We start from the raw sequence: 17,413 nt of genomic DNA on the forward strand, positions 1-17,413 counted from the left end.
TGATACACGTATAACATGTGGGGAGATAAGACTAAATTCAAGCATAGCTCGGAAAAGAAAACATACACTTAAACGTAGCGATACATTAACAATAACGTTTAGGGAGAAGGTAACGATGGTCCAATAAATGTTGCACTTTCTTGAGCAACAATTGTGTCGTCACCGAGTGCGCGCACTGTAAAGCGCACTTGGCTTTTGATGCCTTGCAACTGCTCACGAGGAATGCTCACTCGAACAGGAATCGAAAAAATTTCGCCTTCATCCAACAATATTCTTCTTGGTTTAGACAATACAAAAGGCTGATCCGCATCAATTTCGACGGTATATTCGTGCTCTTGCCGATCCATATTATTAATTTTTATCATATAGACGTTTTGTACTTGACCACTACGGATACGGTACATTTGTGCACCACGGTCACGACTCACATCAATCGTTAATGGTTGTCGATTCGCAACCGTATAGACAAACAAACCACATAAAATGATCAGAATACCGATATAAGCAAATACTCTCGGTCGCAAATATTTTGTATGACCGTTTTCTAATTCATCATCGCTTGTGAAGCGAATTAAGCCTCTTGGGTAATCCATTTTGTCCATGACCGCATTGCAAGCATCAACACATAAACCGCAATTAATACACTCGTACTGCAATCCATCACGAATATCAATATCAACAGGGCACACTTGCACACACCACGAGCAATCAACGCAATCGCCCTGCTCTGTTTCTTCGGGTTGTTTATTATTCGTTAGGGGGGTTTTTGTTACTTTTGTTGTTTTACGAGCACCACGTGGCTCACCTCTGGCAACATCATAATGAACAGCCAACGTGTCTTCGTCATACATAACCGACTGAAACCGTGCATAAGGGCACATATACTTGCACACTTGCTCTCGCAGAAAGCCGGCATTCATATAGGTCATTACGGTAAAAAATAATGTCCAAAATACGGCAGTAAAGCTGTCAAAAACAAGAAAACCTGCATCGTTAAAGTAGGGGACAAAACTCACCAACAATTCGCGAACGGGATAAAAGTAGGCAACAAAAGTAAAGCCTGTAATAAAAGAGATAATAAACCAGAGGAAATACTTACTACTTTTTCGCAATAATTTTTCTAGCGTCCACCGCCCTTGATCTAATTTTATGCGTTTATTACGATCCCCTTCACAAAAGTGCTCGGCCCATATAAACATTAATGTCCATACCGTTTGTGGACAAGTAAAGCCGCACCATACTCGACCTAAAAAAGCGGTCACCGTGAACAAAGCAAACGCAGAAATAATCAGCAACCACGCCAGTAACATACCATCTTGCGGGCCGAACGTGACCCAAAATATATGAAACTGACGAGCTGGAAGGTCAAACAATACCGCAGGCCGAGCATCAATGGTCAACCACGGCAACAGTAAAAAGCCGAGCATTAGCGGCAGGCCGGCATAGCGCCGTAATGATTGGTAAAACCCAGAGATTTTTCGGATGTAGACTTTTTCTTCTGACTCGTAAAGATTAACGTATCGAATAGGCGATGCTTCGCTCGTTTTCTGATCGTCTCTTTTTTCGGTCATAAGCCATCCTACGGAGGTTAAAAAGGAGAGAGCTTAGCCGTTATGATGAATAACGGCATAAAAAACAGCGAACGATTTACGCTCACTGTGTTGGCATTTATTTTTCTAACGATAACTGATAAACATAAGCCGTTAGCAAATGAATTTTATCTTCACGCAATCGATTCTGTTGTGCAGGCATCACACCGTTACGGCCTTGACGCAAGGTTTGACGTATACCTGCCGGGGTTCCCTCATACAACCAAATATCATCGGTTAGGTTAGGCGCACCCATTGCATAATTACCTTTGGCATCACCACCATGGCAAGCCACACAATTGCTCGCATAGATTTTTGCACCCGCCTCAACCAAAGAGGCATCGTGTTCTGCACCAGACAAACTCAGTACATATTGAGTGACCGTATTAATACCTTTTTCACCAAGTACCGTTGACCAGCCCGGCATTGCCGCTTGTCGGCCATTGACCAACGTATGCTTAATATTTTCAGGGGTACCACCGTACAACCAATCATTATCTGTGAGGTTTGGGAAACCCAGCGCACCACCCGCATCGGCACCATGACAAACCGCACAGTTATTGGCATAAATACGCGAAGCCATTTTCATCGCGCGTGGGTCGTCTGCTAGTTCTTCAACCGACATTTCAGAATAGATGCCATAGCTGGTTTCGTGTTGCGCCAGTGCTTTTTGCTGCTGCTCTTCTAATTGTCGAACGCTCGTCCAATGCCCTTCTTCATAGAACGGGAAGTAACCTTTCCAACTACCCAAGCCCGGATATAAAACTAAATAAAGGATGGCAAAAACAAACGTGCCAATAAACAAGTAGAACCACCATTTGGGTAGCGGGTTGTCATACTCTTCAATGCCATCATAAACATGGCCTGTCGTTTTATTTTCTGGATCAGCATCATCTCTTACCGCCACTTTACGGTTCGCGAGCAATACCCACAGGATCAATAATAAATTGGTCACAGTAAGACCGATAATCCACCAACTCCAAAACGTACTCATAATTTATTACCTATTGTCTCTACTCTTTGTAGACTGAAACATGCGCACCTTAGTGGTTTGCACGACTCATTAATTGATTCACTACGCCGTACCGATAATTATTTATCGTCTAATGATCGACTGTGGTTGTCGTCATCAGCAAAAGGTAAGTTTGCCGCATCATCAAATTTCTTTTTACGCGCAGGAGAAAATGCCCACCAAAAAATACCAACGAAAGCGATCATCACCAATACAGTAGATAAACCTCGAATATCATTGATGTCCATTATAATCTCCAGAGTTTATTAGCGTTTTTGCTGCAAGATAGGCAACGTACCTAACTGCTGCAAATAAGCAACGAGCGCATCAATTTCTGTTGTCCCTTTCACCGCTGCTTCTGCACCTTCGATATCAGCATTGGTATAAGGCACACCCACTGTGCGTAAAGCACGCATCTTTTTCGGTGTTTCTTCGCCACTAATTACGGCATCAAATAACCAAGGGAATGAGGGCATGTTTGATGCTGGTACAACATTACGCGGATTATATAAATGGGCTTTATGCCATACATCACTATAACGACCGCCCACACGCGCAAGATCTGGGCCTGTGCGTTTTGAACCCCATAAAAATGGATGCTCATAAACAGACTCACCTGCGACCGAGTAGTGTCCATAACGCTCAACTTCTGCACGTAGCGGTCTCACCATTTGTGTATGACAAACGTGGCACCCTTCGCGAATATAAATGTCACGGCCTTCTAGTTCGACGGCTTTTAATGGTTTTAAGCCTTCAATAGGCGTAGTGGTTTCTTTTAAGAAAAACTGCGGCACGATCTCAACTAAGCCACCAAAGCTAATCGCGATGATAACGAAGAACAACATCAAACCGATGTTCTTTTCTACAATGTCATGATTCTTCACTGTATGATCCTCTTATGCGGCTTGAGTAGATGATGGTGAAATGCTGACGTCTTCAGGTTCTGCGTCACGAACGGTACGGTATGTGTTGTAGGCCATCACTAACATGCCTGACAAGAACAATGCACCACCAATCACCCTTACGATATACCCACCTTGGCTTGCCTGTACGGATTCAATAAAGCTATACGTTAGCGAACCGTCAGCGTTGAATGCACGCCACATAAGGCCTTGCGTAATACCATTAACCCACATCGCGGCGATGTATAGCACCGTACCCGATGTTGCCAGCCAAAAATGTACATTAATTAAATTAACGCGCCACATGGCTTTCTTTCCAAACAAAATAGGAATGAGGTGATAAAGCGAGCCAATAGAAATCATGGCTACCCAGCCCAGTGCACCTGAATGCACATGACCAATAGTCCAATCAGTATTGTGGGACAAGGCATTCACAGTTTTAATCGCCATCATCGGGCCTTCAAACGTCGACATACCATAGAACGACAACGACACTACAAGAAAACGTAAAGTCGGATCAGTACGCAATTTATGCCATGCGCCGGATAAGGTCATAATACCGTTGATCATGCCGCCCCAGCTTGGCGCGAGCAAGATCAATGACATGACCATACCGAGACTTTGTGCCCAATCGGGCAAAGCGGAATAATGTAGATGGTGCGAACCTGCCCAGATATAAAGGGAGATAAGCGCCCAGAAATGAACGATTGATAATTGATAAGAATAAACCGGGCGACCTGCTTGCTTAGGTACGAAGTAATACATCATCCCCAAAAAGCCTGCCGTTAAGAAGAAACCTACCGCATTATGCCCATACCACCATTGGATCATAGCGTCGGCTGCACCGGCATACGCAGAGTATGACTTGGTCAGCGATACAGGAATCGCTGCGCTATTCACGATATGCAATACCGCTACCGTTAAAATAAACCCACCAAAAAACCAGTTAGCCACGTAAATGTGGGAAGTTTTTCGCTTCATAATCGTACCGAAAAACACAACGGCATAGGACACCCATACCAAGGCAATCAGAATATCAATAGGCCACTCTAGTTCGGCGTATTCTTTACTTGAGGTATAGCCCATTGGCAAAGTAATGGCAGCTAAAACAATAACCGCTTGCCAACCCCAAAAGGTAAATGGAATTAACCACCCACCAAAAAGCTTGGTTTGACAGGTACGCTGCACCACGTAATAAGACGTTGCAAATAACGCACAACCTCCAAAGGCAAAAATAACAGCGTTTGTATGCAAAGGGCGTAAACGGCCGAAGTGCGTGTATGGCTGAAATATATCGTTTAAACCGGGCCAAACGAGCTGAGAAGCGAGTAACACCCCGATTCCCATTCCAACGATGCCCCATACAATAGCCATAATCGAGAACTGACGAACAATATGGTAGTTGTAAACGGAACTCGCGTTAGCCGCTGCGATCTGATTACTCATAGAAACTTTCCTAAGTGATTAACCTAATTAGTTAGCCTAGGTGGCTAGAAAGCAAACATCAAAACTGTAAACGGCCAGCACACGCTGCGCCCAAAAGGCGAAGTGCTGGAGGACGTTACAGTGTCATAAGGTGTACAACACCTTTTTGATTAGGATCAAAAAAGGTGATTATCGTTACCCACTCGACAAACCAACACGATTCGCCCATTGATTATAGATCAGACACCATATTTTGCAGCAATACTTGCATTAACATACGCTTCTATAACAATAGAAAAAGTAGTTAACACAAGTAGTGCTAGTCATTACCGAGAAGGCTCCCGGCACACTGGGTAGAGATGATTATCGTCTACCGTTGTTTTATCTCTTCAGGGTAGTGTTTTAAAACCTGAATTTGTCCCGCTTCCGACCAAAAAAGCGGTACATTGAGAAACGCGGGAATTCTACAACAATTTTCTACCTTTGTTGGCAGCAATTCGCAGTCTGAGTGCATTTAATTTGATAAAGCCCGCCGCATCTTTTTGATCATACGCACCGGCATCATCTTCAAAGGTTGCAATGCTTTCATCAAATAGGGTATTTTCTGAACGACGACCAACGGCACTGACTGCCCCTTTATACAACTTAACGCGCACATCACCATTGACCACTTTTTGTGATTCATCGATCATCACCTGGTACATCTCACGCTCAGGGCTCCACCAGTAACCGTTATAGATTAGCTCAGCATATTTAGGCATCAATTCATCTTTTAAATGCGCGACTTCACGATCAAGCGTAATAGACTCTATGGCACGGTGAGCCTTCATCATAATAGTACCGCCTGGGGTTTCATAACAGCCGCGAGACTTCATACCCACATAACGATTTTCTACAATATCGAGTCGACCAACGCCATGAGCACCACCGATTTTATTCAGTGTTTCCAATACCGTTGCTGGTGACATCTCTTCACCATCAATGGCAACAATATCGCCTTGCTCATAACGTAATTCCAAATAAACTGCTTCATCCGGTGCATTTTCAGGCGATACACTCCAACGCCACATATCTTCTTCAGCTTCTGCCCATGGATCTTCTAACATCCCACCTTCGTAAGAAATGTGCAGTAAATTTGCATCCATTGAATAGGGAGATTTTTTCTTACTACTAGAATAATCGACAGGAATATCGTGTTTAGCACAGTAGTCCATCAGCGTCTCGCGCGAGGTAAGATCCCATTCACGCCAAGGGGCAATGACTTCCACGCCCGGCTTCAACGCATAAGCACCTAGCTCAAATCGCACTTGATCGTTACCCTTACCCGTTGCCCCATGAGAAATGGCATCGGCTCCGGTCTCGTTGGCAATCTCAATCATACGCTTAGCAATCAATGGACGCGCAATAGACGTACCTAATAAATACTCGCCCTCATAAATCGCATTAGCGCGAAACATAGGAAAAACATAATCACGCACAAATTCTTCACGTAAATCATCAATATAAATTTCTTTCACGCCTAAGGCTTCTGCTTTTGCTCTGGCGGGCTCAACCTCTTCGCCTTGTCCCAGGTCTGCGGTAAACGTCACGACTTCACATTCATAAGTCTCTTGCAACCAACGCACGATAACTGAAGTATCTAATCCGCCTGAATAAGCCAAAACTACTTTTTTAATAGAAGACATGAATCTCTCCTGAAGACTACACAATAAATGAATGAACGGCTTACAGCATAGGGATAGTATGTTGGCCGCCAAATATAGGGTGGGCTTATGTGCCCAACAGGGCGCGGATTGTAACAGAAAATAGTGAATGGTGAGAAAAGTTATCGCGGGTAATAAGAGGGCAGACTAAGACAGAACCCTAATATATTGTCCTAAGGCTGCTCAGTCGTTTCATTTTCAAGATCATTGCTTACTGGGGTTTCTGTAGAGGCGTTTTCTTGGATGGCTTTAGGCACAGAGGACTCTAACACATTATGAGGAGGCTCTTTACTCAAACGCAGTGTCACACGTCGATTTTTGGCACGCCCTGCCGCTGTCTGGTTTGTCGCTACCTGATAGCGTTCGCCATGCCAGCGAGCGACGATCATATCAACAGGCACCCCCTTCTCAACCAAATAATCCACCACAAGTGACGTTCTATTTTTAGATTTTTCTAAATTATCTGCACGCACGCCAATACTGTCGGTATGGCCGTCGATATATACTGCTTTAACTGCAGGGTCTTCCGCAATATAGTCTGCCACTTGGCGTAAGTACGCACTCACTTTCTGAGTAAGCTCTTCACCTTCATTGTAATAGAGGGAGCGCTTTTCTATTTGAGAGTAATTAACAGGAAGTAAATGACGCAAACAGCCTAAATAGTCTCGATAGGTATCGCCAAAGCCAATACTGGATACAACAACAACCAGTGACTGACTATCACCATACCAAGGCTTACGCACAATATGTAAGTCCATGCCCTTTTGCAATTCAGCGAGCATGCGCTCAGACAGTTTACGCCTGAGTGTTACCGGGGTTTCGCTATGCTTAACACTAACCGCCGCCAGCTTCACTACAGGCTCATTCAGCAACCATGTGGGGGGCTGAGAAATTAAATCGGCTTGCCCTGACTTCATCCGAGGGCTTTGCGACTGTAGGAAAAAGCGTGTGCTCACACCCGCTCTTTGCTCAAATACTGCCGTACCAAAATCGTCAATATTGTGGCTTACCTGACAAGAGAATTTTGAACCTTCAAACACCCAAGAAACGGCATCAATACGTGTCGCATAAGTAATAGAGCTGGCCGCCAATGCAGTAGACGACACGACCACCATACACAGAACACCACCAATACATATAACGTCCTTTATTAAATGACGAATGCTATTGGCAGAATGATTTTTATTAGTTCGGGTATTCATAATAATTTTATCGGCAATAATATCCTGTGCTTTAAGCGCCTTTTTAGGTACGATGCAAATCATTACTTCAATACACTTTACTGAAATAGTAACGAGTAACTATGACCCTAGTTACTTATGAGTATAGTTGAGGCTTTTTGTTATGCACGGCTGCAATGCAGGCAAAACAACCATAACAACTCAAGTATTTTCACTCACCCTATGTATGACTTAGGTCAAACAACTCTTTTAAGGACATGTCGTGTCACACTCAGATCACAATTCGTTGATGGCAGAACGATTTCGCGGGTTTTTACCTGTAGTCATCGATGTTGAAACCGGTGGGTTTAATGCCCATACGGATGCATTACTGGAGGTATCCGCCGCTACACTCACGATGGATGATGAGGGAATATTGAGCATTGATAAGCTCTATGAGTATCATGTCATCCCTTTTGATGGAGCCAACATTGAGCAATCTGCGCTCGACTTTACCGGCATCGATTTAGATAACCCTGACCGCAATGCAATATCTGAAGAAGAGGTGCTGAGCGATCTATTTCGCATTATTCGTAAAGCTATTAAGCGCAATGACTGCTCACGCGCTGTCATGGTTGCACATAACGCACACTTTGATTTAGGTTTTATTAATGCTGCAGCACAACGTTGCGACGCTAAACGCAACCCATTTCATCCATTCTCCTGTATGGATACCGCCACACTTTCAGGCTTAGCTTTTGGGCATACCGTGCTTGCACAAGCTTGCCAGCTCGCTAAGATAGGCTTCAGTAACAAAGAGGCCCATGCTGCTTCATACGATACACGTAAAACAGCGGAGCTATTTTGTATTATTGTTAATCGCTGGCAAGAGCTTGGTGGCTGGCCGCTACGCTAAGCCATCATATAAACAGCCATAAAAAAACCGGATATTATCATCCGGTTTTTTTATGGCTAAACAATGACACGCTCAATATTATGACATTGCACTAAATATTGCCTCACTGTCTAAACCTTGTAGCGCCATAATATCTTTTAAACGCTTAAGTGCTTCCACTTGAATCTGACGTACACGCTCACGAGTAAGGCCAATTTCTCTACCTACTTCTTCTAGCGTACTTGTCTCGTGACCACGCAAACCAAAACGTCGGCATAACACTTCTCGTTGCTTTTCGGTCAATTCAGTTAACCATCCGTCAATGCTCGCACTCATATCACTATCTTGTAGCAAAGATACTGGATCGGAAACATTTTGGTCGGGAATAGTGTCTGATAATGTCTTATCGCCTTGAGGCCCGATATTCACATCAATAGAATTAACACGCTCGTTTAAACCAAGCATCTTTTCTACATCAGCGACAGGCTTATCCAAGAGATGAGCAATTTCTTCTGCAGAGGGTTCGTGATCTAATTTTTGTGACAACTCACGTGCCGCGCGAAGATAAACATTCAGCTCTTTAACAACATGTATCGGCAAACGAATCGTGCGAGTTTGGTTCATGATCGCACGCTCTATCGTTTGTCGTATCCACCATGTCGCATAAGTTGAAAAACGAAAGCCTCTCTCTGGATCAAACTTCTCTACTGCGCGGATTAAACCCAAGTTACCTTCTTCAATCAAATCCAGCAACGCTAGGCCACGATTCACATAACGCCGAGAAATTTTAACCACTAAACGAAGATTACTTTCTATCATGCGTTTGCGTGCGGCTTCATCGCCTTTAAGCGATTTACGTGCAAAAAATACTTCCTCTTCTGCCGAAAGCAATGGAGAGAAACCTATTTCGTTTAAATAGATTTGTGTCGCATCTAGCGTTTTCTGTACATCCGCTTTTTTCTGTATCGATGATTTATCCGATGATGCGCTTGTCGACGATACAGAGTCAGCGTTGGCTGGTGTAGAGCCTGCGCCATCTTCTCCAATGACGTGTAAGTTGGTAATTTCGCTATCCGCTATTGCGGTGATTTCTGCAGTTGTCATTGTATTGTACCCACTTGTGTACAGACTACCGAGGATGTGTCTGCACTTACTTATATTTACTAACACTGAATGTAAAGCCTAATCCAGCTTGCAATCACCATGCTTAACCCTCTCATGTGTTGCAATACCTTCATACTTCGAGGATGACAAACAGCACCCTGATAACGGTGTGTTAAGTGCAGCTTTTATCTTTCTGTCACTTAACTCTGTTATCGGTCAAAGTTAGCAAGAGTTTAGGATTTTCTTTTAGGCAAATATTTTATTGGGTTGACGGATTGACCATTCCGTCTAATCTCAAAATGTAGCTTGTTGATATTCGCTCGAGAACCACTGGAACCAATATCTGCAATATGTTGCCCAAGCTTAACCTTCTGCCCTTCTCTAACTCGTATTCGATCGTTGTGGGCATAAGCACTTAAATAGGTCTCATTATGTTTAATAATGATGAGCTTGCCGTACCCTCGCAATCCGCTACCTGCATAAACAATTGTTCCTGATGCAGCTGCAGTAACAGAATCCCCCTTTTTACCGGCGAGATCAATCCCCTTATTACCCGCCTTAGCAGAAGAAAAGTTAGTGATCACTTTACCTTTGGCCGGCCAGCGCCAATATAACTTTTGGCTACCAGAATTACTTACAGTTACCCTCTTCGATGAAGACGATTTTTTTTCTGCACGCGCGGTTACCGAGGGTGCCTCAGTTGGTTTTTTTACTACTTTTCGTGAAACACTTTGCTTCGGCAATGGTGTAGATGATGTTGTGGGAGCAACAGGAGGGGAAATCACCTTGCCTTTCTTTACATTACTAGCCGATGAACTGTCGATAACTGGAGACACCTTAGTCGATAAACTAAGGACTTGGCCCGGATAAATTAAAAAACGACGATCGATATTATTAGCGATTGCCAATTGACGATAATCAAGTCCATATTTCCAAGCAATAGCAAATAATGTTTCACCACGTTTGACGACATGCTCTGACGCATTAGCGACCGCCGTCACATTTTTACGACTAAGGTCTGACGTGGGAGCGATGTTTTGGGAAAAGATACATGACGAGACAACAATACAGATGGTCAATATAACGAACACCCGAAAGGACAATAAAAGAAACTGTACAAAAGGTGTGGATAATTTATTCAATTCCTGTGTATTCATTTTTATACTCAAATGTACTTAAACATTCCGATTTATGCGAAAACACTCTAAAATTTTTATAAGGAAGCCTACTTTCTCTGGTAAAAATACGCTTTTATAGCGCAAATGTGACACTGATCACACTTATGTGCTCGACTGTGCATGCCTATTGCTTAACCAATCTAGCGAAAAAACAACCAAAAATCCGCCGCTAGCGCACAATAAGGCAATCACAAAAAAAGAAGGACTCGCTGTTAATTCAGTAAAAGTAAAAGGGGAAACATTAGATTGCACTAAAGGAATAAGTTCCCCGTGGCGATTAAGCACACTTTCGTGCACCTCTTTCCAAGGCCATAATACATTTAGCGAACCCACAAGAAAGCCCGTAAGCAGCGCCATCATCAAGTGATAAAAATGCTGCAAAAGATAACTCAGCACATGGCTAAATAACACCAAACCTATCACTGCACCAATTGCAAAACTGGATAACAGCAATACATTGAACTCACTGATAGCTTGAATAACGACGGTATACATCCCCATCAGTAACAAAATAAAGCTACCCGAAATACCGGGGAGAATCATAGCGCAAATTGCAATGGAGCCAGCGAGCAAGAGCATCCACCATGTATCGGGTAGTTGAGCCGGTGTCATCACCGAAATGAGTAAGGCAACACCCGTACCGACAACAACAGCGATAACTTGCGGCAACTGCCACTGCTTAACTTGACGCATTAGATAAACAATCGATGCGAGCACTAGACCAAAAAAGAAAGACCATACAGGAATCGGGTAGACGTCTAAGAGATAATGAATGAGTTTTGCCAAGCTAATAACACTTAATAAAATACCCGCAAACAGTGTCAGTAAAAAACGGCCATCAATCGCTTGCCAAAAAGCACCTACCCCTTCTTTATATAGCAACGTTAGTGTTAGAGGGTGTAAGGTTTTTAGCGCATTAATAAGACGAGTATAAATACCCGTAATAAAAGCAATGGTGCCACCCGAAACGCCGGGCACCACATCAGCCGCTCCCATTAATAATCCTTTAGCAAATAGAAAGAACCAATAAGATGAGGCAGTCGATTGAGAGGAGTTAGATGGTTGCTTCGATGAAAAGCCTTGCTCTGTCACTACCGTGTTACTCCTTGCACTAAAGGAACAAATTTAACAGGTTCGATTTGCTGTTGATGAAATTCATCACTATCTCCCTTACGCAGCACCATCGTCAGCACCTGCTCATACTCGCCAACAGGAATAATGAGCACGCCATCGGGCGCCAACTGCTGTTTCAGCTCTTCAGGAATGCGAGCTGGAGCCGCTGCACTGAGTATGACATTGAAAGGCCCTTGCGATGGCCAGCCAAAACCACCATCGGCATGGTGAAAGCGCACATTATTGATACGTAGTTGGCGGATAATTTGTCGCGCCTTATCTTGCAGAGGCTTAATACGCTCAACACTGTACAACTCCTTAGCAAATGGCGCTAATACCGCGGTTTGATAACCCGAACCGGTACCAATTTCGAGGACTTTGTCGCGAACAGGCGTGGCAGCGATGATCATTTCTGTCATACGCGCAACAATATAAGGCTGAGACAACGTCTGCCCATGCCCGATAGGCAAGGCCGTATCCTCATAAGCGCGATGAGATAAGGCTTCGTCCAAAAATAAGTGTCGAGGCAAATGACGCATCACATCAAGTACTTGTTGATTCACAATGCCCTGATCAATGAGCCGCTGAACCAAACGCTCGCGGGTGCGCTGGGAAGTCATACCGATGCCCTGAAGCCGAAGATTATCTTGTAACGAAGTATTCAAGGGGTTTCCTTATAGTAATTGCGATTGCTCGCCATATAATATCGATATAAACGACTCAATATCGTAGACTTTTCGTAAATAAGGCAAGCCCTTAAATACAAAAAAATCATGATTAAGAGGCTGCTCCATATCAGGCCTAATATACCATAATGTGTGATTATTTATGACGACGCGATCTGGGCGTAACATAAAACGTACGAAAGAGATTTATCAACTAATTTTGCTGGCGCGGATCAATACAAGTAGCTACTTCTGCCAGCACCGACGTAGCGAATGTGCCCGTCGGCAAAGAAAACGACAGCAATAAACTCTCTTCTTTCCAATGAATTTCAAAACCGCGAGGAACAAGCACAAGCGCACGCCTTTCTTGTTGTAATCCTAGATACTCCAACTTTTCACACCACGGCAATAACGAGTGCAATGCCTCTTGCTCATAGTCTAGGGCTGCTCCCTGCGCTGGTGATCGCCCTCTTCCCCACAGTGGTCCTGTTGGGTAATCGCCCTCGACAACATCACCATCTACCGTCTGATTCCATTGCTGATGCCGAACCCTGTAAGCTAATAGCGTGTTGAAAATATAAGAACGCGCGGCGGATAAGATCATTGATCGCTGTTTTCTTGGTGGGGAGATCCCCTCTAGCAACCATTGATTAGCCAACACCAAATTATTCGCCCCCCGGCCAAAGCGTTGCTCACCAAAATAATTGGGCACTCCTAACGAGAGACGGCGCTTTAGCTCTGTCAAAACAGTCTTTTTTTCTGCCTCTGAAAGAAAGCCTGCAGGATTGCTCACATCGTGTAACGCAATACAAAAGCGATTACTTTCGTGATCACCCAAGCGAAGTTTTTTGTGATGGTTTTTGATCGATAAAATACGTACCCCTTCCATACGAAACGCCGCCCAGTCGGTAATTAGCGGGGTAACCGTGGAGTCTGCTTCTTGTCGGTGCTTAGCAATGGGCGGGCAATAGATACTAGCCCATTGACGAGTTACTGCATGGCGATCTTTGCGCCCACAATAACCAATATCACGTTCACTCACCTGAGCATGTTCGGCCAGTGCTGCAATGACCCAATGTGTATTATGACCTGTTTTTTCAAACTCAATACATTGATGTTCGCCACTGCCAGATAGCTCAAAGCCCAATTGTTCTTCAACATAAAAGTCTTGAGGGGACTGGCGAAACTGTGCCGAAAGCGATAACGACGGATAAACGGTAGGGAAATTAATAGCGAAAGCAGAACTCATAATATAGCGCTTAGCAATACATCGTTAGACAGAAATGTGTGGAAAATCATTGATTAAGCAGTACTTAGTCACCAAAGTCATCAAACCCCAACAGGACGACGGCCTGCGCAGCAATACCTTCTTTACGGCCTGTAAAACCTAAATGTTCGGTTGTTGTAGCTTTAACATTCACACATTGTTTATGCACTTGTAAGTCTGCGGCAATATGAACGCGCATATTATCAATATAGGGAGCCATTTTCGGCGCTTGTGCGACGATAGTCATATCGGCATTAATCAATTGATAATGCAGCGAGCGAATTTTAGCGTATACCAACCGCAGTAAGGTACGGCTGTCGGCACCTTTATAAGCAGGGTCGGTATCGGGAAAATGATGACCAATATCACCCAAACCACAAGCACCTAATAATGCATCACATAAAGCATGAATGAGTACGTCGCCATCAGAATGAGCAACCAAGCCCCTATCGTAAGGGATCATGACGCCACCAATAACAACATTCTTAATGCCTTGCTGACCATTGTCAAAGGCATGAACATCGTAACCTTGACCTATTCGAATATCCATTACACCTCGCTCCCGTACGGTAAGGCCTTTTGATGAGTAAGTACTCTACCAAGGCCGTATTTCTTTATTTATTATTTTAAAAGCTACCTGTGGTGCATTCTGAGCTAAATTGCATTCATAGAACAGAAAAGCAGGTTATATCTTCAGCAATTCTTGGCAGCAGGGACAGGTTTTTTCTCCTGCAAAACCTGCATTCCCTACTTCCATGTAGGTCAAGCTGACACGAAGCTTATAGGATATATTTAAAGCGTGTTGCTGAAGATATAACCTGTTTTTTGTTCGAAATTTTAGAATGCACCACGAGTAAAGCTCTTTTATTGTACTTTAATGAGAATGATCATTTTTATCGTCGTAAAACAGCAACTAAATGCATCGTTTTTCCAAAGTTACTGTGAGCTATTACGCTGATATATAGCTTCGGCTACGACAAGATCGTCGGACTGAGTAATTTTAATATTATCACGGCGACCTTCGACTATAGTAACCGAATAACCCGCCTGCTCCAACGCCGACGCTTCATCGGTAATCACAGACTGCTGTTTTAAACCTTCGGATAGCGCTGAATATAATAACTGATAGCGAAACATTTGCGGCGTTTGCGCCTGCCACATATCACGTCTATCAACCGTAGCCGTAATATCATTATTTGCATTCACTGACTTTAATGTATCACTACAACGCACCGCCAAAATACCACCGACCGCATGTGTAGCCGTACCATTGTATAAATGACGAATGGTCTCTAAATGTATGCAAGGGCGTGCCGCATCATGCACTAATACCCATTGGCACTCTGACACTTTGTTTCGCAAAAAGTCCAAACCCGCTAATACCGACTGACTACGCTCAGCGCCACCGACCACCGTATGAATACGCGGATCATTAGCAATAGGCAACGATGACCAATGCGTATCTTCGGGGTGAATAGCCACCACAATTCCTTTGACACATTCAAACTTCAGCAATACTGACAAGGTAGTTTCTATAATGGTCGAATCTAAAAAAGGCAAATATTGCTTTGGAATATTTGCACCCATACGCTGACCAATACCCGCCGCGGGGACAACAAACCATACGTCATGATCAGGTACAGATGCGGAGGCTTTATCTTTCGTTGGTTTAAGGTCAGACACAATACCGTTCTTTTTTATTTTTATTATTTAGGTGTACGTTGCTGAGGCTCGACCATCATAAAAAACGTTTCGTTTTCTTTAATCATGCCCATTTGTTCCCGCGCACGCTCTTCGATGACATCAACACCGGATTTTAACGCCGCCACCTCTAAAGCAAGTACGGCATTGCGCTCACGCAGGCGATTATTTTCTGCCTGCTGCTGTTCTATTTGTGCCTTTAATAAAGCGCGATGAGATAGGCTACCTTCACTAAACCAAAGACGATATTGCAGCCCTCCCAAAATAGCCAGCAGCACAACAATCAACCACTTCATCACATTCTCCCGCGCAACTTATCCCGCACAATTTATACCGTATGCTTAGGCTAAGTGCGCGCTATGCACACTTGCACGTTCAATGAATCACTTTTTAAATTCAGCCATGCCGCGATAAGGCGCAGAACCTTTAAGCTCAGATTCAATAACCAATAAACGATTATATTTAGCGACACGATCCGAGCGACACAAAGAACCTGTTTTAATCTGTCCAGCGGATGTGGCTACAGCTAGGTCGGCGATTGTAGTATCTTCTGTTTCACCTGAACGGTGTGATATTACCGCGGTATAGCCTGCATCTTTCGCCATTTTGATAGCCGCCAATGTTTCTGTCAGCGTTCCGATTTGGTTTAATTTAATCAGGATAGAGTTAGCAATATCTTTATCAATACCTTCTTGTAAAATTTTAGTATTCGTTACAAAGAGGTCATCACCCACCAATTGGATTTTATCACCAAGAATTTCTGTTTGATATTTCCAGCCATCCCAGTCTGATTCATCTAAACCATCTTCGATAGAAATAATGGGGTATTCCTCACAAAGCGCTGCCAAATAATCACTAAAACCCTCAGAGGAAAAGACCTTACCTTCGCCTTTTAAGTTGTACTGACCATTTTCATAAAACTCTGACGCCGCACAATCCAATGCTAAGGTTACATCTTTACCGAGTTCGTAACCGGCTTGCGCAATCGCGTCTTTGATCACGGCCACTGCATCTGCATTAGAGGCTAGATTAGGTGCAAAACCGCCTTCATCACCCACCGCTGTGTTTAAGCCCTGACTAGATAAAACTTTTTTGAGCGCATGAAAAATTTCTGCACCGACTTGCAGTGCCTCAGCAAATGTTTTTGCCGCGACAGGCTGCACCATAAACTCTTGAATATCGACATTATTATCGGCGTGCTCACCACCATTTAAAATATTCATCATGGGTACAGGCATCGTGTATTGAGCCGGCGTGCCATTAAGATCTGCTATGTGTTGATATAGTGGGATATTTTTTGCATTCGCGGCTGCTTTTGCCGCCGCAAGCGATACGGCCAAAATAGCATTAGCGCCAAAAGTGGCTTTATTTTCTGTGCCATCTGCATCAATCATTGCCTGATCAATCGCTTTCTGATCACTTGCGTCTTTACCGGTTAAGAGTGTATTAATTGTTGTATTAATATGATTAACCGCTGTCAACACGCCTTTACCCAAGTAACGACCTTTGTCGCCATCGCGTAATTCCAGTGCTTCACGCGAACCTGTCGATGCGCCTGATGGCGCACATGCCGAACCCACGGCACCGCATTCTAAAATAACGTTAGCAGATACTGTTGGGTTACCACGAGAATCTAAAACTTCAAGGGCGTTAATGTTAACAATTTTACTCACTGGGTTTTCTCCGGCCGTAGGCAATA

17 protein-coding genes are annotated in these 17,413 nt (G+C 43.8%); 1 reads left to right on the plus strand and 16 read right to left on the minus strand.

Going from position 1 to position 17,413, the window contains the following annotated elements; translation table 11 throughout:
* Positions 1–98: 98 nt before the first annotated feature.
* The 7 genes from ccoG to ACZ5O6_RS09030 form a co-directional block, all read right to left on the minus strand.
* Entirely contained in the window at positions 99–1,571 is a 1,473-nt protein-coding gene (ccoG, locus tag ACZ5O6_RS09000) for a cytochrome c oxidase accessory protein CcoG (RefSeq protein ID WP_447091890.1), read from the minus strand.
* Between the two features lie 97 nt (positions 1,572–1,668).
* Positions 1,669–2,583, minus strand: coding sequence for a cytochrome-c oxidase, cbb3-type subunit III (gene ccoP / locus ACZ5O6_RS09005; RefSeq protein ID WP_447091889.1), 915 nt, complete (start codon positions 2,581–2,583; stop codon positions 1,669–1,671).
* Between the two features lie 98 nt (positions 2,584–2,681).
* On the minus strand, positions 2,682–2,849 hold the full coding sequence (locus tag ACZ5O6_RS09010; protein ID WP_447091888.1) for a cbb3-type cytochrome oxidase subunit 3: 168 nt from the start codon (positions 2,847–2,849) through the stop codon (positions 2,682–2,684).
* Positions 2,850–2,867: 18 nt separating this feature from the next.
* Positions 2,868–3,485, minus strand: a complete 618-nt coding sequence (gene ccoO, locus ACZ5O6_RS09015; protein ID WP_447091887.1) for a cytochrome-c oxidase, cbb3-type subunit II — start codon at positions 3,483–3,485, stop codon at positions 2,868–2,870.
* 12 nt (positions 3,486–3,497) lie between these two features.
* Positions 3,498–4,949: a cytochrome-c oxidase, cbb3-type subunit I gene (gene ccoN / locus ACZ5O6_RS09020; RefSeq protein WP_447091886.1), complete on the minus strand. Its 1,452-nt coding sequence runs from the start codon at positions 4,947–4,949 to the stop codon at positions 3,498–3,500.
* A 443-nt stretch (positions 4,950–5,392) separates the two neighbouring features.
* A complete protein-coding gene (locus ACZ5O6_RS09025) occupies positions 5,393–6,613 on the minus strand; it encodes an argininosuccinate synthase (RefSeq protein ID WP_447091885.1) in 1,221 nt (406 codons plus the stop codon).
* A gap of 191 nt (positions 6,614–6,804) precedes the next feature.
* Positions 6,805–7,896, minus strand: a complete 1,092-nt coding sequence (locus ACZ5O6_RS09030) for a flagellar protein MotY (protein WP_447091884.1) — start codon at positions 7,894–7,896, stop codon at positions 6,805–6,807.
* A gap of 205 nt (positions 7,897–8,101) precedes the next feature.
* Here ACZ5O6_RS09030 and rnt point away from each other — a divergent pair, with 205 nt between their 5' ends.
* Entirely contained in the window at positions 8,102–8,707 is a 606-nt protein-coding gene (rnt, locus tag ACZ5O6_RS09035) for a ribonuclease T (protein WP_447091918.1), read from the plus strand.
* Positions 8,708–8,785: 78 nt separating this feature from the next.
* On the opposite strand, the gene rpoS is transcribed toward rnt, so the two are convergent.
* The 9 genes from rpoS to eno form a co-directional block, all read right to left on the minus strand.
* Entirely contained in the window at positions 8,786–9,790 is a 1,005-nt protein-coding gene (rpoS, locus tag ACZ5O6_RS09040) for an RNA polymerase sigma factor RpoS (protein WP_447091883.1), read from the minus strand.
* Between the two features lie 233 nt (positions 9,791–10,023).
* Positions 10,024–10,947: a peptidoglycan DD-metalloendopeptidase family protein gene (locus ACZ5O6_RS09045; protein WP_447091882.1), complete on the minus strand. Its 924-nt coding sequence runs from the start codon at positions 10,945–10,947 to the stop codon at positions 10,024–10,026.
* Between the two features lie 123 nt (positions 10,948–11,070).
* Positions 11,071–12,060, minus strand: coding sequence for a DUF368 domain-containing protein (locus ACZ5O6_RS09050; RefSeq protein WP_447091881.1), 990 nt, complete (start codon positions 12,058–12,060; stop codon positions 11,071–11,073).
* Complete coding sequence (locus ACZ5O6_RS09055) at positions 12,060–12,701, minus strand: protein-L-isoaspartate(D-aspartate) O-methyltransferase (RefSeq protein ID WP_447091917.1); 642 nt, start codon at positions 12,699–12,701, stop codon at positions 12,060–12,062. The genes ACZ5O6_RS09050 and ACZ5O6_RS09055 overlap by 1 nt, the downstream gene beginning before the upstream one ends.
* Positions 12,702–12,960: 259 nt before the next feature.
* Positions 12,961–13,995 (minus strand): tRNA pseudouridine(13) synthase TruD, encoded by a 1,035-nt coding sequence (truD, locus tag ACZ5O6_RS09060; RefSeq protein WP_447091879.1) that lies wholly within the window; start codon positions 13,993–13,995, stop codon positions 12,961–12,963.
* A 64-nt stretch (positions 13,996–14,059) separates the two neighbouring features.
* Positions 14,060–14,557, minus strand: a complete 498-nt coding sequence (gene ispF, locus ACZ5O6_RS09065; protein WP_447091916.1) for a 2-C-methyl-D-erythritol 2,4-cyclodiphosphate synthase — start codon at positions 14,555–14,557, stop codon at positions 14,060–14,062.
* 392 nt (positions 14,558–14,949) lie between these two features.
* A complete protein-coding gene (gene ispD / locus ACZ5O6_RS09070; RefSeq protein WP_447091878.1) occupies positions 14,950–15,696 on the minus strand; it encodes a 2-C-methyl-D-erythritol 4-phosphate cytidylyltransferase in 747 nt (248 codons plus the stop codon).
* A gap of 23 nt (positions 15,697–15,719) precedes the next feature.
* Positions 15,720–16,010, minus strand: coding sequence for a cell division protein FtsB (ftsB, locus tag ACZ5O6_RS09075; RefSeq protein ID WP_447091877.1), 291 nt, complete (start codon positions 16,008–16,010; stop codon positions 15,720–15,722).
* 87 nt (positions 16,011–16,097) lie between these two features.
* Positions 16,098–17,387, minus strand: coding sequence for a phosphopyruvate hydratase (gene eno / locus ACZ5O6_RS09080; protein WP_447091876.1), 1,290 nt, complete (start codon positions 17,385–17,387; stop codon positions 16,098–16,100).
* Positions 17,388–17,413: the final 26 nt, after the last annotated feature.

It is taken from the genome of Eionea flava (assembly GCF_055393785.1).